At 72.9% G+C, this 23,535-nt stretch carries 20 protein-coding genes and 1 tRNA gene; 8 read left to right on the top strand and 13 right to left on the bottom strand.

Annotation, left to right across the window (positions count from 1 at the left end; genetic code table 11):
• Nucleotides 1–114: 114 nt before the first annotated feature.
• Nucleotides 115–1,269 (bottom strand): cystathionine gamma-synthase, encoded by a 1,155-nt coding sequence (locus ACFPZN_RS40710; RefSeq protein ID WP_378287928.1) that lies wholly within the window; start codon nucleotides 1,267–1,269, stop codon nucleotides 115–117.
• 161 nt (nucleotides 1,270–1,430) lie between these two features.
• Here ACFPZN_RS40710 and ACFPZN_RS40705 point away from each other — a divergent pair, with 161 nt between their 5' ends.
• Nucleotides 1,431–3,605, top strand: coding sequence for an MMPL family transporter (locus tag ACFPZN_RS40705; protein ID WP_378287927.1), 2,175 nt, complete (start codon nucleotides 1,431–1,433; stop codon nucleotides 3,603–3,605).
• 216 nt (nucleotides 3,606–3,821) lie between these two features.
• On the opposite strand, the gene ACFPZN_RS40700 is transcribed toward ACFPZN_RS40705, so the two are convergent.
• Complete coding sequence (locus ACFPZN_RS40700; RefSeq protein ID WP_378287926.1) at nucleotides 3,822–5,213, bottom strand: cystathionine beta-synthase; 1,392 nt, start codon at nucleotides 5,211–5,213, stop codon at nucleotides 3,822–3,824.
• Nucleotides 5,214–5,428: 215 nt separating this feature from the next.
• On the opposite strand from ACFPZN_RS40700, the gene ACFPZN_RS40695 reads away from it, so the two are divergent.
• The 4 genes from ACFPZN_RS40695 to ACFPZN_RS40680 all read left to right on the top strand — a co-directional run bounded on the left by ACFPZN_RS40695 (nucleotide 5,429) and on the right by ACFPZN_RS40680 (nucleotide 9,991).
• Nucleotides 5,429–6,478 carry an SGNH/GDSL hydrolase family protein gene (locus tag ACFPZN_RS40695; RefSeq protein ID WP_378287925.1) on the top strand — a complete coding sequence of 350 codons (1,050 nt, stop codon included), beginning with the start codon at nucleotides 5,429–5,431 and terminating at the stop codon, nucleotides 6,476–6,478.
• Nucleotides 6,479–6,622: 144 nt separating this feature from the next.
• The gene (locus ACFPZN_RS40690) at nucleotides 6,623–7,984 is read left to right on the top strand and encodes an outer membrane protein assembly factor BamB family protein (protein ID WP_378287924.1); all 1,362 of its coding nucleotides are present in this window, start codon (nucleotides 6,623–6,625) and stop codon (nucleotides 7,982–7,984) included.
• A gap of 283 nt (nucleotides 7,985–8,267) precedes the next feature.
• Entirely contained in the window at nucleotides 8,268–9,488 is a 1,221-nt protein-coding gene (locus ACFPZN_RS40685) for an acetyl-CoA C-acetyltransferase (protein WP_378287923.1), read from the top strand.
• 275 nt (nucleotides 9,489–9,763) lie between these two features.
• Nucleotides 9,764–9,991, top strand: coding sequence for a DUF4287 domain-containing protein (locus ACFPZN_RS40680; protein WP_378287922.1), 228 nt, complete (start codon nucleotides 9,764–9,766; stop codon nucleotides 9,989–9,991).
• Nucleotides 9,992–10,265: 274 nt separating this feature from the next.
• On the opposite strand, the gene ACFPZN_RS40675 is transcribed toward ACFPZN_RS40680, so the two are convergent.
• The 5 genes from ACFPZN_RS40675 to ACFPZN_RS40655 all read right to left on the bottom strand — a co-directional run bounded on the left by ACFPZN_RS40675 (nucleotide 10,266) and on the right by ACFPZN_RS40655 (nucleotide 15,359).
• Nucleotides 10,266–11,066 (bottom strand): Bax inhibitor-1/YccA family protein, encoded by an 801-nt coding sequence (locus ACFPZN_RS40675; RefSeq protein WP_378287921.1) that lies wholly within the window; start codon nucleotides 11,064–11,066, stop codon nucleotides 10,266–10,268.
• 172 nt (nucleotides 11,067–11,238) lie between these two features.
• Nucleotides 11,239–11,314 (bottom strand) — tRNA-Leu (locus ACFPZN_RS40670).
• Between the two features lie 214 nt (nucleotides 11,315–11,528).
• Nucleotides 11,529–12,806, bottom strand: coding sequence for a class I SAM-dependent methyltransferase (locus ACFPZN_RS40665; RefSeq protein WP_378287920.1), 1,278 nt, complete (start codon nucleotides 12,804–12,806; stop codon nucleotides 11,529–11,531).
• Nucleotides 12,807–12,844: 38 nt separating this feature from the next.
• A complete protein-coding gene (locus tag ACFPZN_RS40660) occupies nucleotides 12,845–14,239 on the bottom strand; it encodes an NAD(P)/FAD-dependent oxidoreductase (protein WP_378287919.1) in 1,395 nt (464 codons plus the stop codon).
• 274 nt (nucleotides 14,240–14,513) lie between these two features.
• A complete protein-coding gene (locus ACFPZN_RS40655; protein WP_378287918.1) occupies nucleotides 14,514–15,359 on the bottom strand; it encodes a uracil-DNA glycosylase in 846 nt (281 codons plus the stop codon).
• Nucleotides 15,360–15,496: 137 nt separating this feature from the next.
• Between ACFPZN_RS40655 and ACFPZN_RS40650 the strand changes: the two genes are divergently transcribed.
• Entirely contained in the window at nucleotides 15,497–16,231 is a 735-nt protein-coding gene (locus ACFPZN_RS40650; protein WP_378287917.1) for a DUF2510 domain-containing protein, read from the top strand.
• A gap of 3 nt (nucleotides 16,232–16,234) precedes the next feature.
• Here the strand turns inward: ACFPZN_RS40650 and ACFPZN_RS40645 are convergent, their stop codons facing one another.
• The 4 genes from ACFPZN_RS40645 to eno all read right to left on the bottom strand — a co-directional run bounded on the left by ACFPZN_RS40645 (nucleotide 16,235) and on the right by eno (nucleotide 19,501).
• Nucleotides 16,235–17,167, bottom strand: coding sequence for a Ppx/GppA phosphatase family protein (locus tag ACFPZN_RS40645; RefSeq protein WP_378287916.1), 933 nt, complete (start codon nucleotides 17,165–17,167; stop codon nucleotides 16,235–16,237).
• Nucleotides 17,164–17,700, bottom strand: coding sequence for a DUF501 domain-containing protein (locus ACFPZN_RS40640; protein ID WP_378287915.1), 537 nt, complete (start codon nucleotides 17,698–17,700; stop codon nucleotides 17,164–17,166). Before ACFPZN_RS40640 ends, ACFPZN_RS40645 begins: the two co-directional genes overlap by 4 nt.
• 67 nt (nucleotides 17,701–17,767) lie before the next feature.
• Nucleotides 17,768–18,211 (bottom strand): FtsB family cell division protein, encoded by a 444-nt coding sequence (locus ACFPZN_RS40635; protein WP_378287914.1) that lies wholly within the window; start codon nucleotides 18,209–18,211, stop codon nucleotides 17,768–17,770.
• 6 nt (nucleotides 18,212–18,217) lie between these two features.
• Entirely contained in the window at nucleotides 18,218–19,501 is a 1,284-nt protein-coding gene (gene eno, locus ACFPZN_RS40630; protein ID WP_378287913.1) for a phosphopyruvate hydratase, read from the bottom strand.
• 332 nt (nucleotides 19,502–19,833) lie between these two features.
• Between eno and ACFPZN_RS40625 the strand changes: the two genes are divergently transcribed.
• Entirely contained in the window at nucleotides 19,834–20,784 is a 951-nt protein-coding gene (locus ACFPZN_RS40625; protein WP_378287912.1) for a sulfite exporter TauE/SafE family protein, read from the top strand.
• A 136-nt stretch (nucleotides 20,785–20,920) separates the two neighbouring features.
• Nucleotides 20,921–22,339 (top strand): sensor histidine kinase, encoded by a 1,419-nt coding sequence (locus tag ACFPZN_RS40620; protein ID WP_378287911.1) that lies wholly within the window; start codon nucleotides 20,921–20,923, stop codon nucleotides 22,337–22,339.
• Nucleotides 22,340–22,342: 3 nt separating this feature from the next.
• Here ACFPZN_RS40620 and ACFPZN_RS40615 read toward each other — a convergent pair whose 3' ends face one another.
• Both ACFPZN_RS40615 and ACFPZN_RS40610 read right to left on the bottom strand, forming a co-directional pair.
• Nucleotides 22,343–22,546, bottom strand: coding sequence for a hypothetical protein (locus ACFPZN_RS40615; protein ID WP_378287910.1), 204 nt, complete (start codon nucleotides 22,544–22,546; stop codon nucleotides 22,343–22,345).
• Nucleotides 22,547–22,561: 15 nt separating this feature from the next.
• Complete coding sequence (locus tag ACFPZN_RS40610) at nucleotides 22,562–23,503, bottom strand: NADP-dependent oxidoreductase (protein WP_378287909.1); 942 nt, start codon at nucleotides 23,501–23,503, stop codon at nucleotides 22,562–22,564.
• Nucleotides 23,504–23,535 lie beyond the last annotated feature (32 nt).

Here is a 23,535-nt window from a genome sequence, read left to right as displayed (position 1 = left end):
CGGCGATCGCTGCATCGCTCCGAACTCGCCTTGACGGCTCGCTCCGCGATCAGGTTCTCGCTCCGCTCGAACCTGCCTTCGGACGCGATCGCAGCGCTTGAGGTTGCCGCAGGGTCAGGCGGCGGCCAGGGCCCGTTCGAGGTCGCGGAGGAGGTCGTCGGCGTCCTCGATGCCGACCGACAGCCGGACCAGGTCGGCGGGGACCTCCAGCGGCGATCCGGCGGCCGAGGCGTGCGTCATCCGGCCCGGGTGCTCGATCAGCGACTCCACGCCGCCCAGGGACTCCCCGAGGATGAACAGCTTGGTGGCCTCGCAGACGCGGACCGCGGCGTCCTCGGAGCCCGTCCGGAACGACACCATGCCGCCGAAGCCGCGCATCTGCTTGGCGGCGACGCCGTGGCCGGGGTGCTCGGGCAGGCCCGGGTAGAGCACCTGCCGGACGGCCTGGTGCCGGGTGAGCATGTCGACGACGGCGGCGGCGTTGGAGCAGTGCCGGTCCATCCGGACGCCGAGGGTCTTGACGCCGCGGAGGGTGAGCCAGGCGTCGAACGGCCCGGCGACGGCCCCCATGGCGTTCTGGTGGAAGGCCAGCCGCTCCCCCACCTCGGCGTCGGCGGCGCGCAGCGCGCCCCCAACGACGTCGGAGTGCCCGCCGATGTACTTGGTGGTGGAGTGCACCACGATGTCGGCGCCCAGCGCCAGGGGGCGCTGCAGGTAGGGGGAGGCGAAGGTGTTGTCGACGACCAGCAGCGCGCCCGCCTCGTGCGCGATCGTGGCGAGGACGGCGATGTCGGCGATGCCGAGCAGCGGGTTGGTGGGCGTCTCCACCCAGATGATCTTCGTGTTCGGGCGGACGGCGGCGCGGACCGCGTCGATCTCGCCCAGCGGCACCGGGTCGTAGGCCAGCCCCCAGGGCTCGGCGACCTTGGCGAACAGCCGGTAGGTGCCGCCGTACGCGTCGCCCGGGATGATCACGTGGTCGCCGGGACGGCACAGGGCGCGCAGCACGGCGTCCTCGGCCGCGAGCCCGGAGGCGAACGCGAGCCCGCGCACCCCGCCCTCGAGTTCGGCCAGGCATACCTCCAGTGAAGTACGCGTCGGATTGGCCGAACGGGAGTACTCGTAGCCCCCGCGGAGGCCGCCGATGCCGTCCTGTTTGTACGTGGAGACCTGGTATATCGGGGGGACGACCGCGCCCGTGGCCGGGTCCGGCTCCTGCCCCGCGTGGATGGCCAGGGTGTCGAACCCCTGGTGAGCGTCCTTGTACATACGCATGAGGCTATCCACCGCCCCGCCCTCCTGGAGGAGGAGGGAATCCCCCGGAGGTATCAGCCGTCATTTCGGCTCGCGGGTTGACCACAACCGGGGAACCGATCTCTACCGTTTTACAGGTATCCGAGTACCCCTGAACCCTTGCTGAAGGACGTCGCATGTTCGCACGGTTGGCGCGCATCGTCGTGGGGCATCCGTGGTGGACGATCGTGGCCTGGCTGGCCGCCGCGATCCTCATCATCGCCGCCGCACCCAAGCTCACCACCGAGTCCGACCAGGGCGACTTCCTGCCCTCGTCGTACGAGTCCGTCCAGGCGATGGAGATCGCCCAGGACGCTTTCCCGCAACAGGAGGACACCTCCTCCCTGATCGTGTTCAAGCGGACCGACGGGGCCGCGCTGTCGGCCCAGGACACCGCCAAGGTCGGGCAGATCGCCCAGAGCCTGAACGCCAAGAAGCCGCCGACGGTCCAGGACTTCATGGCCGGCCCGCAGACGGTGTCGCCGAACAAGCTGGTCCAGGTCGTGATGGTGCCGATGAAGGGCACCAGCATGGCCGACAGCGAGAAGCAGGGCGAGGCGGTCAAGGAGATCCGCAAGCAGCTCGCCGGCCAGCTGTCGGCCCCCGGGAACGCGGGCCTGGAGGCGAAGGTCGGCGGTGACGTCGCCACCTTCGTCGACAACGAGGAATCGTTCACCCAGTCGTTCGAGATCGTCGGCATCGCCACGTTCGTGCTGATCATCGGACTGATCCTGCTGATCTTCCGGGCGCCGATCGCCGCGCTGCTCCCGATCATCGTGATCACGGTGACGATGCAGGTGTCGATGGGGTTGATCGCCTTCGCGGCGGACCTCTTCGGCTTCACCGCCGACGACAGCCTGCAGACCATCATCCTGATCGTGCTGTTCGGCATCGGCGCCGACTACTACCTGTTCCTGATGTTCCGGTTCCGCGAACGGCTGCGGGCGGGCGACGACAAGAAGACCGCGATGATCACCGCGGTGGAGCGGGTGGGCGAGGTCATCTCCTCCGCGGCCGCCGCCATCGCGATCACGTTCCTGGTGCTGCTGCTGGCCACCTTCGGGGTGTTCAGCGCCTGGGGCCCGTCGCTGGCCATCGCGGTCGTGGTCATGGGCATCACGTCGCTGACCCTGTTCCCCGCGATCGTGACGCTGCTGGGCACGGCGGTGTTCTGGCCGTCCAAGGCGTGGAAGAAGCAGCCCAAGGCCACCGTGTCCGCCGGCCTGGGCCGGATGGTGGGCAAGCGTCCCGCGCTGGCCGCGCTGGTCTCCGGCGGCCTGCTGGTCCTGCTGGCGGCGGGCGCGCTCGGGTTCAAGGCCGACTACGACTTCGCGGCCGGCTTCCCGCAGGACACCGAGTCCGCCGAGGCCACCAAGGACATGCAGCGGGGCTTCCCGCCCGGCCTGACCACGCCCGTCCAGGTGTTCCTCAAGAGCGAGAACGGGCAGCCGCTGAACCCGCAGCAGCTGGCCCAGTTCGGCGAGGCGGTCAAGGGCGCGCCGGGCGTGGGCCAGGTGCAGCCGGCGGTGCCGGGCGCCGACAAGGCGATCGCGCGCGTCGACCTGCTCCTCAAGGAGAACCCGATGTCCAACGAGGCGATCAGCCTCGTGAAGGACGAGCTCGCGCCGGCGGTGCACAAGGCCGCGCCGGACGGGGTGCGCGCCTACGTCGGCGGCCAGACGGCGATCTTCGCCGACATCAACACCATCAACAACCGCGACCTGTCGGTGATCCTGCCGGTGGCGGCGGTGCTGATCGCGCTGATCCTGGCGCTGCTGCTGCGGTCGGTGGTCGCGCCGATCTACCTGGTCGTGGCGGTGCTGCTGGGCTTCGCCGCCACGCTCGGCTCCTCGGTGTACGTCTTCCAGGGCGCGATGGGCGAGGCCGGGGTGACGTTCCAGCTGCCGATCATCCTCTACCTGTTCGTGCTGGCCATCGGGACCGACTACAACATCCTGATGACCGCCCGGCTGCGCGAGGAGGCCAAGGAGGGCAACGAGCCGCGCAAGGCCGCCGCGCTGGCGGTGGAGCACGGCGGGCCGACGGTCGCCGCGGCCGGTCTGATCCTGGCCGGGACGTTCGCGGTGATGCTGCTGGCGCCGGTGGCGTTCCTCAAGCAGATGGGCTTCGCGGTCGCCGCCGGGATCAGCCTGTCGGCCTTCGTGATGTCGCTGTTCCTGGTGCCGGGCGTGACCGCCCTGCTGGGCCGCCGGGCCTGGTGGCCGGGGCACGGCGACGAGGCGAAGCCGCTCCCGGCCGGCGGCTCGGCCGACGACCGGGGCCGCAGGGAGCCGTCGGAGATCCGTTCCTGATCGCCTTCCGGGCCCGCCCGCGCGGGCGGGCCCGGGGCGACCGAAGACGTCGGGTTGCGGGGCCGCGGTCGGAAAAGCCGCCCACACGACCGGGAAACCGCAACCCGACTCCCGATAGACGAAGCGCCGGAGGCCCGACGGCCTCCGGCGCTTCGCCTTTCGCCCGGGCCGGATGGAATGCCCGGTGTTACAGCAGTGTCTTAAGGAGGGGAGGTGTCAGAATTGCGCGGCGTTGGCGAGGAAGGCGATGAGGTCCTGCCGGGTGATGAGGCCCTTGGGCTTGCCGTCCACCAGCACGACCGCGGCCCCGGACCGCTCGAGCACGGCCACCGCCTTGCTCACCGGCTCGCCCGACCCGATCATCGGCAGCGGCGCGGACATGTGCGCCTCGATCGGCTCGGACAGCCGTCCCCGGTCCTTCAGGAGCATGTCCAGCAGGTCGCTCTCGACGATGGACCCGACCACCTCGGCCGCCATGACCGGCGGCTCCTCCTTCATGACCGGCAGCTGCGAGACCTCGTACTCGCGCATGATCGAGATCGCGGTCTCCACGCTCTCGTTCGGGTGGACGTGCACGAACTCCGGCAGCGTGCCCCCCTTCCTGGTCAGCACCTCGCCCACCCGGGCCTCCTCGGTGGAGGGGGTGAGGAAGCCGTAGTCGGCCATCCAGTCATCGTTGAAGATCTTGGAGAGGTAGCCGCGGCCGCCGTCGGGCAGCAGCACCACGACCACCGCGTCCGGCGCGTCCGCGGCCGGGAGCCGGGCGGCCAGCCGCAGCGCCGCGACCACCGCCATCCCGCAGGAGCCGCCGACCAGCAGCGCCTCCTCCCGGGCCAGCCGCCGCGTCATCAGGAACGAGTCCTTGTCGGAGACCGCGATCACCTCGTCGCAGATCGTCCGGTCGTAGGTCTCGGGCCAGATGTCCTCGCCGACGCCCTCGGTGAGGTACGGGCGGCCGCTGCCGCCGGAGTACACCGAGCCCTCCGGGTCGGCGCCGACCACCTTGACCCGGCCGCCGGAGACCTCCTTGAGGTAGCGGCCGGCGCCGCTGATCGTGCCCCCGGTGCCGATGCCCGCGACGAAGTGGGTGATCCGGCCCTCGGTCTGCGCCCAGATCTCCGGGCCGGTGGTCTCGTAGTGCGAGCGCGGGTTGTTCTCGTTGCGGTACTGGTCGGGCTTCCACGCCCCCGGGATCTCGGCCGCCAGCCGGTCGGAGACCGAGTAGTAGGAGTCGGGGTGGTCGGGCGAGACCGCGGTCGGGCAGACGACCACCTCGGCGCCGTAGGCCCGCAGCACGTCGATCTTGTCCTTGGCGACCTTGTCGGGGCAGACGAACACGCACTTGTAGCCGCGTTCCTGGGCCACGATGGCCAGCCCCACCCCGGTGTTGCCGGAGGTCGGCTCGACGATCGTGCCGCCCGGGCGCAGCTCGCCCGCGGCCTCCGCGGCGTCGATCATGCGGACCGCGATGCGGTCCTTCACCGACCCCCCGGGGTTGAAGTACTCCACCTTGGCCAGTACGGCCGGGGCCAGGCCCTCGGTCACCTTGCGCAGTCGGACGAGAGGGGTGTCGCCCATCAGCTCGACCAGCGAATCGTGTACGCGCACGCAACGTCCTTGTCGGTTCCGGTGTGTCGGTTCACCGTGGTGCATCCCCGTCCAGCGCGTGTGACCGGCGTGGGACGCGGTGGCAGGTGTCCTGCGAGAACGGAGGATGCGGGTTCGGATGGATTCCCGTTCCCGACGGTAGCCGAGATCGGCGGCCGCGGGCATCCAACCCATGAGCGGGACGGTTCCCAGGTGGTGACGGAGGGTCGGCGGGGATGCTGAGAGCGTTGACCGCGCGGCGGATCGCGACGGCCGCGGCGTACGGGGGCGGCGGCCTCACCGCGGTGGGCGGCCTCACCTACGGGCTGATCAAGCTGGAGGCCTTCCTGGCCCGCAAGATCATCCTCGGTACCCCCAACGGCGATCCCCCCGTCGCGGACGGCCCGTACGGCGCCGCGCTGCCCGGCATGCCGCTCTCGTTCGTCGTGCTGGGCGACTCCACCGCCGCCGGGCTGGGCGTGCACACCGCCGGGGAGACCCCGGCGGCGCTGCTGGCCGCCGGGCTGTCGTCGATCGCCGGGCGGCCGGTGCTGCTGACCAACGTGGCGCGGTCGGGCTCGCAGTCCGGTGCGCTGGCCGGGCAGGTCACCCGGGCGCTGGAGGCCGGCCCGGACGTCGCCGTCATCATGATCGGCGCCAATGACGTGACCAACCGGGTGCCGGCCGCCGAGTCGGTCCGGCACCTGGGCTCGGCGGTCGAGCGGCTGCGCGCGGCCGGCTGCGAGGTGGTGGTCGGCACCTGCCCCGACCTGGGCTCGGTGGAGCCGCTGATGCAGCCGCTGCGGTGGTTCGCGCAGCGCGCCAGCCGCCAGCTCGCCGCGGCCCAGACCATCGCCGCGGTCGAGCGCGGCGCCCGGTCGGTGTCGCTGGGCGACCTGCTGGGCCGGGAGTTCGCCGCCGATCCCCGGGAGATGTTCAGCGCGGATCGTTACCATCCGTCCGCGCGCGGTTACGCCGCGGCGGCCGCGGCGGTGCTACCGTCGATGGCGGCCGCCCTGGAGCTGGAGCCGGAGCTCGACGCGCTCCCCGATCCCGGGCTCGGCACGGGCGTCCTGCCCGTCTACCTCGCGGCCGCCGAGGCCGCCGAGGAGCCCGGCACGGAGGTCGTCGGCGCCCGGCTGGCCGGGCGCGAGCGCGGCCCCCGGGGGCGCTGGGCCAGGCTGCTGCGGCGCCGGAGGGTCGGCGAACCGGCCGGTCCGGACGGGCCCGGCGGGCCCGGCGAACCCGGTGGCGGCCCCGCGGCGGTGGCACCGGGAGCCGCCTGACCGCGGCCCCGCGACACCCTCGTCCCGGCACGTCCACTCACGGATCACGGCGCCTGCCACGGCGCTCCCAGGGGGATACCAATGGCTCAGCCTACCCACAGGCAACTACCCTCCGTCGTCAATCGGACGCACAGCGTCAAAACCGTGCACGTCGCGACGCTCGGGGCGTTCTTCCTCGGATCGGCCGCCGCCGCGGGCTGCTCCGGCGGCCCCGACCCGTCGGCGCTGGCCGGGCAGGGCTGGACCGGCTCCGGGGTCAACTCGGTGAGCCGCCCGGTCGCCGGGGCGGGTGTGACCGCGGTGACCGGGCTGCGTCCCGACGGCTCGCTGGAGACCGCGGTGTTCGACCTGGCCGGGGGCAGGCGGCTGTGGACGCGTCCCGCGACGATGGTCGGGCGGCTGTCGGGCATGGGCGTCCAGTCCCCGGCCGTGACCGGGTCGCCGGGCAAGGGCCTGGTCACCGCGGTGGAGCCGCGCAAGACCGGCCGGTGGAACGCCGCGCTGGTGGCGCGCGACGCCCGTACCGGCGACGAGCGGTGGGCGCGGCCGGTCGACTCCACGTTCGGCCCGGTCCGCTGCGGCCCCAACGTCTGCCTGTCGGAGTTCACCGCCCGCGAGAACGCCCGGTTCGTCGCGCTCGACCCGGCCACCGGCCGGCCGCTGTGGCGGACGCCGGGCATCGCCGAGGTCGAGCATCAGGACGCGTCCAGGGCCGTGCTGTTCCGGATGGCGCGGCAGCCGTCGCTGGAGGCGCGCGACCTGAGGACCGGGCGGACGCTGTGGACGTTCCCGGTCGAGCGCGCCCTCGGCTCCGGCGTGAACCTCTCCGGCGGCTGGGCGTTCGGCGTGACCGCGCCCTCCGGCGGCGGCCCGGCGGGCGAGATGCTCGTCGGCTACATGGCCCCCTACCAGGCGCGCAAGGGCGGGTCGCTGTCGCCGTACGGGTTCTTCGGCCTGCGGCTGGCCGACGGCCGGCCGGTGTGGACGCGCAAGCGGCTGCTGCGCCTGTACCCCAGCGCCAACCCGGCGGTGGCGCTGTTCGCCCGGCAGGTCGGCCCGCGCGGCGGGTTCGGCGGGTTCGAGCGGCTCGATCCGCGCACCGGCCGCACGACCGCGACGCTCGCCGCGGACCGGGCGCCGCGCTCGCTGTGGTGGCTGTCGTTCCCGGCCGACCTGAGCAAGCTCGGGTTCGTGACGCAGGGGCGGCCCGGCGCCGCCTACCAGTTGCGCGACGGCGCCCGGGTCACCGACCGGGCGCTGCGCACCTGGTCGTTCTGCACGATGAACCCGCCCGAGCTGAAGATCACGGGCATGCGCGGGTTCTACCCGGTGGCGGCGCTGTGCGCCTACGACGTGGCCACCGGGCGGAAGGCGGCCTCGCCGGGGGCGCCGCCCGCCTGGTTCACCGGGTCGTCCGACGGCTGGCGGGTGTGGCGGGACGAGCGCGGCGCGGTGCACGGCGTGCGCGACGGCAGGGGCAGCGCACCGGGCATGTACGGGGCCTGACCCGGGTACGGATTCGGCGGGTACGGTTTCGGCGGGTACGGAGTGTGCGCGGCCACAGAGTTCGCGCCGGTGACATTACCGGATCACCAGCGGATACGCCGCGGCCAGCGTAAGGCCGCGCTTATCCCGCGGCCCCGCCGGCGATGCCCAGGCCCCGCGATGTACGCCTCCCGGAGCGGCGGCTACATTGCGATTGACCGGCGAGTAACCCAGCCAGGGCCGGGACGGCACCGGCCGCCGCCCGCACCCGCCGAGACAGGCCGCTGAGACAGGGAGATCCGCTATGCCCGAGGCAGTCATCGTCGCCACCGCCCGCTCGCCGATCGGCCGCGCTTTCAAGGGGTCGCTCAAGGAGATCCGCCCCGACGACATCGCCGTCCAGATGATCAAGGCCGCGACGGACCAGGTGCCGCAGCTGGACCCGTCCCAGATCGACGACCTGCTGCTGGGCTGCGGCCTGCCCGGCGGCGAGCAGGGCTACAACATGGCCCGGGTGGTGGCGGTGCTGCTCGGGTGGGACGGCGTGCCCGGCGCGACCGTCACCCGCTACTGCTCCTCCTCCCTGCAGACCACCCGGATGGCCTTCCACGCGATCAAGGCGGGCGAGGCCGACGTGATCGTCTCGGCCGGGGTGGAGACCGTCAGCCGGTTCCGCAAGGGCAGCGCCGACGGGCTGCCCGACACCCAGAACCCGCTGTTCGGCGAGGCCGAGGCCCGCTCGGCCAAGCGCGCCGAGGCCGGCTCCGACGCCTGGCGCGACCCGCGCGAGGACGGCGCCCTGCCCGACATCTACATCGCGATGGGCCAGACCGCCGAGAACATCGTGCAGCTGCGCGGCGTCTCCCGGCAGGCGCAGGACGAGTTCGGCGTGCGCTCGCAGAACCTGGCCGAGAAGGCGCTCGCCAACGGGTTCTGGGAGAAGGACATCACCCCGGTGACGCTGCCCGACGGCACCGTGGTCAGCAAGGACGACGGCCCGCGGCCCGGCACCACCTACGAGAAGGTGTCCCAGCTCCAGCCGTCGTTCCGTCCCGACGGCACGGTCACCGCGGGCAACTGCTGCCCGCTCAACGACGGCGCCGCCGCGGTCGTGATCATGAGCGACACCAAGGCCGCCGAGCTGGGCCTCACCCCGCTGGCCCGGATCGTGTCCACCGGTGTCACCGGGCTCTCGCCCGAGATCATGGGGCTGGGCCCGGTCGAGGCGTCCCGCCAGGCGCTGGCCAGGGCGGGCATGACCATCGACGACATCGACCTGGTCGAGATCAACGAGGCGTTCGCCGCGCAGGTGCTGCCCTCGGCCGAGGACCTGGGCATCGACCTCGACAAGCTCAACGTCAACGGCGGCGCCATCGCGGTCGGCCACCCGTTCGGCATGACGGGCGCCCGCATCACCTCCACGCTGATCAACAGCCTGCGCTTCCATGACAAGCAGTTCGGGCTGGAGACCATGTGCGTGGGCGGCGGCCAGGGCATGGCGATGGTCCTGGAGCGGCTCAGCTGAGTCGCGGAGCGGGCGTTCCGGACGTCGATCGAGGCGGGTACCGCCAGGTTTCGGACGGTCCCGTAAGGGCCGTTCAACGGGCGTACACCGTGCGTTCGCCGGACGCGTGAGGGGTGGCCCGGGCGCGTGCGCCCGGGCCACCTGCGCGTTCTCCGAAGATCGTCACGTTACGAATGATCTACGTAACGTCATGGATAGGTCCCCGTTAGGGGGTTGTCACATCGGAGGAGGTGTTGCAGAGTGCCAGGAAGAGCCCCGCGACCTGGAGGTGCCAATTGTCACTGAACCACTCGCCGGAGACGCACAACAAGCTCATCGCCCGCATTCCGCATGTCACAGGACGTGACATCCCCGAGTGGTTCACCACCATCGAGAACGGCCCGAGCTTCACCCGATGCGAGGAGCGCAGCAACTGGCTGGCCGACGAGCACGGCCTCTCGCACGGCTACGCTTCCGCCCTGGTGCGCGAGCACGAGCGCACCCGCCGGGCCCGCCACTACTGACGCACACGACACGACTGCACGGTTCCCAGAGCTTGTTCGAACGTGCACGCAGCCCCCGCGCACGCCCCGGCGCGAAACCTGCGTGTTGCGGTCCGGCCCGCCGTGGGATGATCCCCGCCGCCGTAGCCGCGTCGCGGTACGGCCCAGGCGCCGAGCCGGACCGCAACAGATCAGCCCCCTGCCGCTCGTACCGGCAGGGGGCTGATCGCTGTTGTCCGCGGGCGCTCGGCTGCGGGGCGCGGGCGCTTCGCTGCGAGACCGTCGTCGGCGTCGGCTAGTCGCGGCCGCCGCTGAAGTAGGACATGAAGCGCAGCATCTCCAGGTAGATCCAGACCAGGCTGAGCACCAGGCCGAACGCGCAGAACCAGGCGAACTTCTCGGGCGCGCCCTGCTTGACGCCGGTCTCGATCGCGTCGAAGTCGAGCAGCAGGAAGAAGCACCCGATCAGGATCGCCGCGACGCTGAACACGTAGGCGAGCGGGTTACCGGGGTCGCGAATGCCGATACCGGTGTCCGGGCCGAAGATCTGCACCACCAGGTTGACCAGCATCAGGCCGATCAGGGCCAGCCCGGCCGCCATCACGAACCGGGCGAATTTCGGCGTCACCCGAATGATCTTCAGCGCGTGCACGGCCAGCATGGCGCCGAACGCCAGAGCGGTGCCGATGATCGCCTGGAAGACCACGCCGTGGTAGAGATCGTTGTAGGCGTTGCTGATGATGCCGACCGCGACGCCGTACACCGCGGCGAACGCCAGCACCAGCGGCGCGTTGGCCTTGCGGCCGAAGGTGATGAACGCCCAGATGCCCAGCTCGGCGACCAGCGTGACCACCAGCACCGGCACGGCCAGCTCGGCGGGCACCAGCGCCCAGGCCAGCGCGGCGGTGATCACCAGCGTCACCAGCGTGAGGAAGCCGCGGACCACCACGTCGTCGATGGTCATCGGCCGCGTGGCCGGCGGGGCGTAGGAGGGCGCGTCGTACATGTCCTGCAACTGGTGGGCGGAGGGCGCGCCTTGCCCGCCCTGCTGCCCGAAGGCGTTACCACCCCGGAACGCGGGGTTCCTGCTCTCCATCCGGAGCCTCCACTCTGGGCGACCTTTCCTGATCAGTCTAGACGTCTGAGCAGGCGCGGATGTTCCCCGGAACGTGTCGGTGTGATATCGGAAACGCCGTCCGGCTCGCCGGCCGCGCGGCGCCCGAAGGCCGAAGACCGGCCGGCACCTCGGGGAGGCGCCGGCCGGGCGGTGGTGCCCCCGGTCGGATTCGAACCGACACATAAGCTCTTTTAGGGAGCCTGCCTCTGCCATTGGGCTACAGGGGCGGCGTAATCATACCGGTTCACATTGAAGGTGTTCGAAGCCTCAGACAAGCGATATTCGGTCGAGACCGCTTTTTCCGCGGTGCGGCGCCGCGCGCCCGCTCGCTCCCGCTCGATCCGCGGCGGCAACGGACGGTTCGGCGCGCTACGCGATATTTTCCCGTTCCAGCGCGGGCGTACCGTAAAAGAAACGGAGGGCGGCGCCGGGGGCGGCGCATCACGGCACCACGTATCCCGGGACGGCCCGTCCCTCGACCAGGGTGGTGCCCGCGCGGCCGTCGCGGTCGCGCCGGATCGCGCGGATCTCGTGCACGCCGATCCGGCCGTTCTCGCAGGCCAGCGCCGAGGCGGCGAGGTAGAGCAGCCAGACCCGGGCGCGGCCCGTGCCGGCCAGCTCGGCGCACTCGGCCCAGTGCCGCTCCAGGTTGGCGGCCCAGGCGCGCAGGGTGCGGGCGTGGTGCTCGCGCAGCGCGCCGACGCCGCGGACCTCCAGCCCGGCGTCCTCCAGCGCGCCGACCAGCTCACCGAGCGGGACCAGCTCGGCGTCCTCGGGGAACATGTAGCTGGTGGTGAACGTGCGCCGCACCCGGTGCGGACCCGGGCGCCGCACCGGCTGCTGGATGACCAGCCGCCCGCCCGGGGCGAGCAGCTCGTACAGGTGCGGGACGTCGCGCTCCAGCGGCTCGACCCCGGACAGGCCCACGATGGCGTCGTAAGGGCCGCCGCCCGCGGCGTCCAGTTCCCAGCCGGGCGCCGTCACCCGCTCCGCCACGCCGGCCTCGGCGGCGCGTTCCTCGAGGTGGGCGGCCTGCTCGGGGGTACGGGTCAGCGCCACGACCCGGGCGCCGTGGCAGGCGGCGACGTGGACGGCGAGCGCGCCCCACCCGGCGTTGAGGTCGAGCACCCGCGCGCCCTGGAACAGGCCGAGGCGTTCGGTGACCGACTCCACCGCGGTCCGCTGGGCGTCGTCGAGGTCGACGGCCTCGTCCCACAGGCCGCTGGCGTGCGCCATCTCGGGCCCGAGCATCCGGGCGAAGAACGCGGCCGACTCCTGGAGCGGCCCGGAGGAGCGGTCGCCGCGGCGGCCGGGCGGGAACTCCTCGGGCGGCGGCTTGGGCTCGGGCCCGACGGCGCCGAGCATCACCGCGGTACGGACGATCTCCCGCTTGTCGTCGCTGCTCAGCCGGATCGGCTCGTCGCCGCTGCGCATCACCCGCTGCACGGCGCCCAGCGCGGCGAACACGTCGCCCTCGATGTCCAGCTCGCCCGCCACGTACGCGCGGACCAGGCCCATCTCGCCGGGCTTCCACAGCAGCCGGCGCAGCGCCCGGCGGTGCCGGATGACGAACGCGGGCACGCCCGCGGGGCCGACGACGCTGCCGTCCCAGGCGCGGACCTGAATCGGCAGGTCGGCCGCGGCGGCGCCGTCCCGCTCGTCACCCAGCATGATCGTGGTGAGCAGCGGGGCCAGCCGGGAGGCCACACCCTCATGCATCGGCGGCCGTACCTCCCTTCCGGCCGCGGCGACGGGCGTCACCGGGCCACGGTGCCCCGCCGGCCGGCCGCGAGCTCGAACTCGTGGCGAGGCCGTTCCAGCTCGCCCAGCGAGACCACCTCGCGGTGGAAGAACAGCGCCAGCGTCCAGTCGGCGGTGATCCGCATCTTACGGTTGGTCGTCGGCATCCGGGACAGGTGGTAGGTCCTGTGCATCAACCAGGCGAGCAGGCCGCGCACCTTCAGCCCGTAGACGTTGGCCACCCCCTTGTGGAGACCGAGCCCCGCCACCGACCCGAGATAGGCGTGCACGTAGGGCTTGCGGGGCTTGCCGCGCAGATCGGCCACGATGTTGTCGCCGAGCCGCCTGGACTGCCGGACGGCGTGCTGCGCGTTGGGAGCACAGTACTCGCCCGTGTCGGTGAGGTCGGGCACCCTGGCGTTGTCGCCCGCCGCGTAGACGCCGTCCAGACCCTCGACGGTGAGCTCGGCGGTGCACTTGATCCGGCCCTTGTCGTCGATCGGCAGGTCCCCCTCGCCCACGACCGGGTGGGGTTTGACGCCGGCCGTCCACACCAGCGTCCCGGCGTCGAACTCCTCGCCGTCGCTGAGCACGATGTGCCGGTTCTCCGCCGACTTCAGCAGGGTCTCGAGCCGGACCTCGATGCCGCGGCGGCGCAGGGCCTCGGCCGTCCAGCGGCCCATCTCGGGGCCGACCTCGGGCAGGATCCGGTCGGTGGCCTCGACCATCATCCAGCGCATGTCGTCGGCGTCGATGTTCGGGTACCACTTGCACGCGTCCCGGGCCATGTCCTCCAGCTCGGCCAGCGCCTCCACCCCGGCGAACCCGGCGCCGACGAAGACGAACGTCAGCGCCCTGCGGCGGGCCCGCTCGTCGGCCTCCGACACCGGTGAGCCGTCCCGCACCGCGGTGAGGGACGCCGCGGTGTCGAGCTGCCGGATCACGTGGTTGCGCAGGTAGATGGCCTCCTCCACGGTCTTGAACCCGATGCCGCACTCGGCCAGGCCGGGGATCGGGAGGGTGCGGGAGACCGAGCCGGCCGCGACCACCAGGTGGTCGTAGCCCATCTCCTGGACGCCGCCGGCGGCCTCCGCGCCCGTGGGGCAGAACTCGATCCGGCGGCGGGCGGTCTCGATCCGGGTCACATGGCCGTTGATGATCGTGCAGCGGCGCAGCACCCGGCGCAGCGGCGCCACCACGTGCCGGGGCTCCAGGTTGCCCGCCGCCGCCTCGGGCAGGAAGGGCTGGTAGGTCATGTACGACTGGGGCTCGATGACGGTGACGACGACCTCGCCCCGGCGCAGCTCGCGGCGCAGCTTCCGCTGGAGCCGGAGCGCCGTGTACATGCCGACGTAGCCGCCGCCGACGATCACGACGTGCCTGGCGGATTCCGTTGGAGGTTCAGCAGCCATGCCCGTCCGGTACCCGTTCGGGGGCATCGCTCACCGTGACCCGGGGCACGGACGACATTCCCGGAAATCCCCCTGTTCGCCGCGAACCTCTGGGCTCCCGGCGGCATCTCACAGGATGTATCGGAGGAACGGCGGCGGGACAGGGCCCGACGGGGGCGCCAAGCGGCCGGGACGGCGATCGCTTCGCGGGGTTGCGATCGCCTCTCGTCCGCTTGGCCACGGCCCTGCCCCGCCGTTCGCCGTCCTCCGGGGGGAGTGACGGCTCCCACCGCTCTCAGGCGGGCGGCGGCAGGCCCGCGACGTCCCGGGCCCGCGCGAAGAGCTCGTCCAGCATCGCCTCGGTGACCCGGCCGGTGAAGGTGTTCTGCTGGCTCGGGTGGTAGCAGCCCAGCATCGCCACCGGCTCCCCCGCCGGGGACGTGATCTCGATCTGCACGCCGTGCCCGAACGCCGGCCGGGGACGCGGCAGCCCGTACCCCGCCTGCCTGAGCGCCGGCCAGGCCCCCTGCCAGGCGTAGCCGCCCAGCGCCACCACGCACCGCACCGACGGCGCCATCTGCGCCACCTCGCGGGCCAGCCAGGGCAGGCACGCCGCCCGCTCCGCCGGGGTCGGCTTGTTGTCGGGCGGCGCGCAGCGGACCGTCGCCGCCACCCGCGCCCCGAGCAGCCGCTGCCCGTCCCCCGCCCGGACGCTGGTGGGCAGCGCGGCCAGACCCACCCGGTGCAGCGAGGCGAACAGCCAGTCGCCGGAACGGTCCCCGGTGAAGATCCGCCCGGTGCGGTTGCCGCCGTGCGCCGCCGGGGCCAGCCCCACGATCAGGATCGCGGGCGCGTCGTCGCCCCAGCCCGGCACCGGACGCCCCCAGTACTCCTCCGCGGCGAACGCGCGGCGCCGCTCCACCGCGACCCGCTCCCGCCACTCCACCAGCCGGTCACACGCCCGGCAGACCGACTGCCGGGCGCACAGCTCCGCCGGCCCGGACGAGGAGGCCGCCAGCCCGGCCACCTCCGCCGCGTCGTGCGCGACGGGCGTGCCGGGCGCCGCGGGGTCCTCGGGCCAGCCCGTCCCGGGCGGCACGAACGGTCTCCTCCCGTCGTTTCGCTCCGTTCGCTCGGTCATGAGGCGATCCTTCCACGCGTCCGGAGTGCGGTGCGGCGAGCGTCACGCGGGCCGGTTCCGGTCGGACAACCGTCCATATTTCCCCAGGTCGTGTCGGTACGATGCGGATCGCCGGAGCGCCGAAGCGGAGGCATGCCTTGTCCCAACCGGGCTGGTACCCCGATCCCAAGGGGAGCGGCAGCCTGCGCTGGTGGAACGGGCAGCACTGGACCGAGAACCTCAACCCGGAGCCGCCCGCGGCGTCCCGGCGTCCGCCTGCCGAGGCCCCGCTGCACGCGCCCCCGTACGCGAGGGCGGTCGACGCCACCGTGCGCGGCGTCCTGCTGCACGCCGACGAGCGGGCGGTGACCTACGGCGGAGCCTCGCTCCCCTGGGGACACGTGGAATGGGTGGCCTACTGGGCGGCGACCCCGCCCGGCGAGCGCAAGCGGCCGCCCCCCGTCCAGTGGATCTTCCAGGCCGGGCGGCACCCCTTCCACGGCGGGCCCCGCGTCGAGGTCGTCCTCGACGACCTGACCGTGACCGCGAACGACCCGGCGGCCGCGGGCGGCCGGGCGGAGGCGGTCTGGCGGGAGCTGGTCGAGCTGTGCCGGGCGTGCGCCGAGCGGCGCCTGGTGGACGAACTGGTCCGCAGCGTGCGGGGCGGCGGCTCCGTCGACGTGGCGCAGGGCCTGACCGTGCACCCCGGCGGGGTGCGCGGCGAACGGGTGTCGCTGAGCTGGTCGGCGATCTCCGGCGCCGTGCTGGAGAACGGCCGGGTCTGGATCCGCCAGTCGAACGGCACCGCCCCGATCCTCTACGTCCCGCAGCAGAACCCGAACGCGGTCCTCATCCCCGCGCTGCTGGCCGGCCTCGGCGGTCCGCTCCGCTGAGGCTCAGGCCAGGGACCAGGCGATGCCGTCCAGGATGTCGTGCTCGCTGACCACCACCGCGCCGAACCCGTACTCGCGCATGATCCGGTCCAGGATGAGCGCGCCGGTGCCGATCACGTCGACCCGGCCGGGGTGCATGACGCCGATCGCGGCCCGCTCGGCGCGGGTCGCGTGCAGCAGGTCGCGGGTCACCTCGTGCACCTGGGCGGCGGTGATGCGGGACAGGTGGATGCGCTCCGAGTCGTACTCGGGCAGGCCGAGGGCGATCCCGGCGACCGTGGTCACCGAGCCGGCCAGGCCCACCAGGGTGCGGGCCTCGTCCACCGGGACGGCCTCGCGGACCCGCTCCAGCGCGCTCTCGATGTCGGCCACCGCGGAGGTGATCTGCTCCGGGGACGGCGGGTCGCCGTCCCGCAGGTGCCGCTCGGTCAGCCGGACGCACCCGATGTCCACCGACAGCGCGGCCTGCACCTCGGAGCTGCCCAGCACGAACTCGGTGGAGCCGCCCCCGATGTCGACGACCAGGTAGGGGCGGGCGGGACGCAGCGCGGCCAGCTCCCGGGTGGCGCCCGCGAACGACAGCGCGGCCTCCTCGGCACCGGTGATCACCTCGGGCACCACGCCGAAGATGTCCACCACGCCGGCCACGAAGTCGGCCCGGTTGGCGGCGTCCCGGGTCGCGCTGGTCGCCACCACCCGGGTCTTCTCGGCGCCGTGCCGGTCGATCAGGGCGGCGTAGCCGCGCATCGCGGCGAAGGTGCGCTCCAGCGCCGCGGGCGCCAGCCGTCCCGTCTCGTCGACGCCCTCGCCCAGCCGGACGATCTCCATCAGGCGTTCCACGTCGGTCAGCGTCCCGCCGTCGTCGGAGGTGACGACATCGGCGATCAGCAGGCGGACGGAGTTGGTCCCGCAGTCGACGGCGGCGACGCGCGTCATCGAGCCTCCTCGGTGGCGGCGTCGGTCGGATGCCGGTCGGGGCCGGCGCAGGGGCTCGAGCGCCACCACTCGGGCAGCGCGTCCAGGGCCTCGCGGCCGAACGGGTTGGCGCCCGGGACCGCGAGCTCGTGCGCGACCAGGGCGTGCAGGCACTTGACGCGCTCCGGCATGCCGCCCGCGCTCTGCGTGCCCGGCGGCAGCGGCTCCACGTCCTCCTCGCGCGCCGCCTCGTCGCGGCGGCGCAGGTAGTCCTCGTGCGCGGCGGTGTAGGCGGCGCGCAGCTTCGGGTCGGCGGCCAGCCGCTCCTGCATCTCCCGCATCGCGCCCGAGCCCTCCAGCGTGCCGATGGCCGAGTTGGCCCTGGGGCAGGTGAGGTAGAAGAGCGTGGGGAACGGCGTGCCGCCGGGCAGCCGCGGCGCCGTCTCGATCACGGCCGGCGCGCCGCACGGGCAGCGGTGCGCCACCCGCCGCAGCCCGCGCGGCGGACGGCCCAGCTGCGCCGCGACCGCGGCCTCGTCACGTTCGTCGATCATCTGAATCCGTTGGTCCCCACCCGTGCGTGATCGTGTGCTTGCCGGCCGCCCGCCGCCCGGTGCGGGGTCAGCGGGGCCGGTCCGCGGCCTCCACCGACCGCCAGAGCGTCTCGTACCAGGGCGGCTTCTCCCGCGGGCCGCCGCTGCGCGGCTGCTGCCCGTCGCCACCGCCGCCGTCCAGAACGATGTAGCACTTCACTCCCGGCTCGCAGTAGTGGAGCCTTCGTGTCGCCTCACGCTTAATGTACGACTCCTCCCCCAACCGCCGCTTGTGTTGGGCGAGTTCCTCCACCTGCCCGCGCGCCACGCGCTCCTTGTGCTTGAGCTCGGCGATCTGCTGGCGCTGCGCCACGTACTCGCGCACCGGGTAGGCCAGGCTCAGCGCGATCGCGCAGACCACCACGGCCAGGATCGCGGCGCGGCTGGTCAGCGCCGGGTTGGTCCGCGGTTGCCGGGAGCCCCGGGGGGTCGTCCCCCCGGAGCCGTCCCGCTCGTCGCCGCCCCGCGCCAAGGCGGATCAGCCCTGCCGGTCGAAGCGCGGGAACGCGCCGGCGCCGGCGTAGCGGGCCGCGTCGCCGAGCAGTTCCTCGATGCGCAGCAGCTGGTTGTACTTGGCGACCCGGTCGCTGCGGGCGGGGGCGCCGGTCTTGATCTGGCCGCAGTTGGTGGCGACGGCCAGGTCGGCGATGGTGGTGTCCTCGGTCTCGCCGGACCGGTGGCTCATCATGCAGCGGTAGCCGCTGGTCTGCGCCAGGGTGACCGCGTCCAGGGTCTCGGTGAGGGTGCCGATCTGGTTGACCTTGACCAGCAGCGCGTTGGCGGTGCCGGAGTCGATGCCGCGGGCCAGCCGCTCGGGGTTGGTGACGAACAGGTCGTCGCCGACCAGCTGGACGCGGGAGCCGACGGCGTCGGTCAGCGCCTTCCAGCCGTCCCAGTCCTCCTCGTCGAGCGGGTCCTCGATGGACACCAGCGGGTAGCCGTCCAGCAGCTCGGCGTAGTAGGTCGCCATCTCCTCGGCGGAGCGCTTGGCGCCCTCGAACTCGTAGGCGCCGCCGGAGTGGAACTCGGTGGCCGCCACGTCCAGGGCGAGCACGATGTCGCGGCCCGGGGTGAACCCGGCCTTGCGGACGGCCTCCAGGATGAGGTCGAGCGCCTCCCGGTTGCTGGGCAGGTCGGGGGCGAAGCCGCCCTCGTCGCCCAGGCCGGTGCTCAGCCCCTTGCCCTTCAGGACGGACTTGAGCGCGTGGTAGGTCTCGGCGCCCCAGCGGACCGCCTCGGAGAACGTCGGCGCCCCGATCGGGGCGATCATGAACTCCTGGATGTCGACGTTGCTGTCGGCGTGCGCCCCGCCGTTGAGGATGTTCATCATCGGGACCGGCAGCAGGTGGGCGTTGGGGCCGCCCACGTACCGGAACAGCGGCAGCCCGGCCGACTCGGCCGCGGCCTTGGCCACCGCCAGGCTGACGCCGAGGATGGCGTTGGCGCCCAGCTCGGACTTGCCGGGGGTGCCGTCGAGGTCGAGCAGCAGCTGGTCGATCAGGCGCTGCTCGTCGGCCGGGTAGCCGACCAGGCGCTCGTCGATGGTGTCGTTGACGGCCTTGACCGCCTTCCGCACGCCCTTGCCGCCGTAGCGCTCGTCGCCGTCGCGCAGCTCGACGGCCTCGAACTGGCCGGTGGAGGCGCCGCTGGGGACGGCGGCGTGCGCCTCGGTCCCGTCGGCGAGCAGCACCTCGACCTCGACGGTCGGGTTGCCGCGAGAGTCCAGGATCTCCCGGGCGAGGACGGCCTCGATCGACGACACGGGCATCTCCCTGTTGGTCCGTTCGGCTGGTGCGTTTCCGGCGGCACGCCGCCGCCGCCGACATGGGCGCCGGCCGCGGGCGTACGGCACACGAGCCTATCCGCGCCGCGCCCCGGTCACCCAACTGGCACGCCCGTTCCCCCGGAACCGCCCCATAAGGGGACCCCCCGGAACCGATGCGGAGGCCGAAGTCGGACGACCGCCCACTTGACGTGGCAATCCAGGGCTTGTCTACTATGAAAACCAACCAAACTAAAATAGTAGGAAATAGATCAAGACCGGCGTTCCCCTGACGCCGCCCTCCCCCCCTGCACCTCCCTGGTGGTGAACCTGTGCGCAAACTCGTCCTGCTAGCCCTGGTCGGCCTGGGCGCCCAACTCGTCGACGGCAGCCTCGGCATGGCCTACGGGGTCACGTCGACCACGCTGCTGCTGGCCATCGGCACCAACCCGGCCGCCGCCTCGGCCACCGTCCACCTGGCCGAGATCGGGACCACGCTGGTCTCGGGCGCCTCGCACTGGCGGTTCGGCAACGTCGACTGGAAGGTCGTCGCCAAGATCGGCATCCCCGGAGCCGTGGGCGCGTTCGCCGGCGCCACCTTCCTCTCCGGGCTCTCCACCGAGACCGCCGAACCGGTCATGGCGATCATCCTGCTGACCCTCGGCCTCTACGTCCTGGTCCGCTTCACCCTCCGGGGCCTGCGCCGCGACCAGCTCGGCAAGCCGCTGCGCAAGCGGTTCCTCGGCCCGCTCGGCCTGGTCGCCGGGTTCGTCGACTCCACCGGAGGCGGCGGCTGGGGCCCCGTCGGCACCCCCGCCATCCTGGCCAGCGGCCGCCTGGAGCCCCGCAAGACCATCGGCTCCATCGACACCAGCGAGTTCCTCATCGCCGTCGCCGCCAGCGTCGGGTTCATCATCGGCATCGGCTCCGAGGACATCGACTTCACCTGGGTCGCCGCCCTCCTCATCGGCGGCGTCATCGCCGCCCCCATCGCCGCCTGGCTGGTGCGGCACGTGCCCCCGCGCGTCCTGGGCAGCGCCGTCGGCGGCCTCATCATCCTCACCAACAGCCGCACCCTGCTGCGCAGCGACTGGATCGACGCGCCCGACGGCGTCCGGTACGCCTTCTACGTGGTCATCTACGCCGTCTGGGCCGCCGCGCTGGCCTACTCCATCCGCCAGCACCTGGCCGAGCGGGACCTGGAGCCGCCGGCCGGCGAGCCCGCCGTCACCGAAGGGCAGACCCCGCCCGACACCGACAAGGCCGCCGCCCCCTCCGCCTGAGGGCCCGCGCGGACGGGAGCACCGCCCGCACCACGCCCCTGACCGGGGCCGGCCACCGAGCCCGGCCGATCGCCGCAGACACCCTGTTGGCCATCGGCCGGGCTCACTTTTACCTTCTACGGGGAACCTCCTTCCGGTGAAGGCGCGCGACCCCGCATCGACCCGGATCCCGTGGACGCGCCGCGGGGTCCTGCTCGACCCGGCCATCCGGGTCCGCGTCACGGCCTGGGCCGCCCTCGTCACCGGCATCCTCGCCCTCGGCCTCTACATCGCCGCGCTCGCCCTGGTCCACCAGGCCCACATCAACGACCTGAAATCGGACCTGTCCAGATCCGCCCGCCAGATCGCCGCCCTCAGCCGCGCGAACCGGATCGTCCCCCGGCTGGTCTCCGAGGGCCTCATCCAGGTGGTCGACGGCAGAGGCGCCATCGTCGCGTCCACCCACGGCATCGCGGGCTACCCCCCGGTCAACTTCGCGCCGCCCCCGCCCATGCTCAACTACCGCGAAGGGCGCAGCTGCGAGATCGACGCCCCCGGAGGACGCTGCTTCGTCGTGGTCGTCTACCGCGTCGGAGAGGGCCCCGCCCAGCGGCTCGTCTACTCCCTGGCCCCCGAACCCGGCATCGTCCCGCGCGTCGACGTCGCACTGGCCGGACTGGTCATCGTCCCCGGCCTCGCCTCGGTCGTCGGCTACCTCACCTGGCACGCCGCGGGACGCGTGCTGCGCCCCGTCGAGGACATCCGCGCCGAACTCGACGAGATCACCGCCACCGACCTCGAACGCCGCGTCCCCGTCCCCGACCGCAGCGACGAGATCGCCCGGCTCGCCGAGAGCGTCAACGCCACCCTGGACCGGCTGGAAGGCGCCGTCGCCCGGCTGCGCGGCTTCGTCTCCGACGTCTCCCACGAGCTCCGCAGCCCCCTCACCGGGCTGCGGATGGAACTCGAACTGGCGCTGTCGGACCCGGAGGAGTCCGACGCGTACGAGACCCTGGAGGCCGTCCTGGTCAACGCCGAACGGCTGCACGCCGTCCTGGACGACCTGCTGGCCATCGCCCGGCTGGAGGCCGACCCCAACATCGCCAAGGAACGCGTCGACCTGCAGGCGCTGGCCGACCAGGAGGTGCTCAACCGGCCCCGGCGCTCCCGGTTCACGGTCAGCGGCGGCGACCCGGTGATCGTCCAGGGCGGCCGCTCCGAACTCGCCCGGCTGGTGACCAACCTGCTCGACAACGCCGACCGGCACGCCGCCTCCGAGGTGACCGTCACCCTCGGCGTCGAACCGCACGACGGCGCGGGCGCCCTCGGCTCCGCCCGCACCGCCGTCATCGAGGTCTACGACGACGGGCCCGGCGTCGCCCCCGCCGACCGCGAACGCGTCTTCGAACGCTTCACCCGCCTCGCCGAGGGCCGCCACCGCGACGCCGGCGGCACCGGCCTCGGCCTCGCCATCGCCCGCGACATCGCCGTCGCCCACGGCGGCACCCTCACCCTCACCGACCGCCCCGACGGCAGACCCGGCGCCCGCTTCGTGCTGAGACTCCCCGCTGTGTAGGGGTCAGTCGTTCAGTTCTTCGAGGAGGCGGTCGCGCTCGGTTTCGAGGGCTTCTATCTGGGCGGCGTGTTCTTCCCGCTGGACCAGGTCCTGGCCCGCGTCGCCGTAGTCCCTGGGGTCGTCGGAGGGCTCCCCCAGTTCGCCTCGGAGCGTGTTCAGGGTCTGCTCGATGTCGCGGACGCGCTTCCGCTTCTCGTCGTCGCTCATGGGGTCGCCTCCGCTCTAGGGACGGATCACCGTCTTGCCGCGGGCACCGCCGGCGCGGCTGCGCGCGATCGCGGCGGGTGCCTCCTCCAGGGGGATCTCCTCCTCCACGCCGATCTCCAGATCGCCCTCGGCGGCCAGCTCGACGACGCGGCGCAGGAGGTCCGGGGTGGGGGTGTAGTCGATGTTGACGCCGCGGATGTCCTGGGCCTCCAGGGCGTCGGGGTTCAGCGCCCACGTGGTGCTGGCGTACACGCCGCCGGGACGCAGCAGGGCGGCCAGGCGCTCGGCGGCCGCCCGGTCGCTGACCAGGTCGATGATCACGTCCACGCCGTCGGGGCGGTGCTCGCGGATCTGGTCGTTGAGCTCGTCCTCGCCGTGGTCGACGGTCTCGGCCGCGCCCAGCTCGCGCATCCGCCCGGCCATGTCGGGACGGGCGGTGGCGATCACCGTGGCGCCGCGCCGGGACGCCAGCCGCACCACCGGCTGGCCCACGCCGCCGGTGGCGCCGACGACCAGGACCGTCCGGCCGGCCTCCACCTCCGCGGCGTCGGCGATCGCCACGGCGGTCATCCCCGGGGTCGGGAGGGTGGCGGCCTGCGTGTAGAGCATGCCCTCGGGCATCGGCAGCACGGCGTCGTCGGGGGCGGCGATCGTGTACTCGGCGTAGGTGCCCAGGCCGCGCGGGACGCCGAAGAAGCGGCCGAAGACCTGCTCGCCCACCGGGAACGCGGCGTCCTCGCCGACGGCGTCGACGACGCCCGCGCCGTCCTGGCCCAGGATCAGCGGGAAGTGGTAGGGCACCGAGTCCTTGAGGAGCCCGTCGGCGATCTTCCAGTCCATCGGGTTGAGTCCGGCGGCGATCACCCTGACCAGCGCCTCCCCCGGCCCCGGTTCCGGCACCGGCAGGTTCGTCGGCACCGGTGTGGCGCCGAGTTCTGAAATGGCGACGGCACGCATGACGTTGTTCCCCGATCCCCCGGACGGGTCCC

It is taken from the genome of Actinomadura rugatobispora, assembly GCF_042656285.1.
GTDB lineage: Bacteria > Actinomycetota > Actinomycetes > Streptosporangiales > Streptosporangiaceae > Spirillospora > Spirillospora rugatobispora.
The sequence above is the reverse complement of the archived record's forward strand: the minus strand, read 5'-3'. Positions and strand labels throughout refer to the sequence as shown.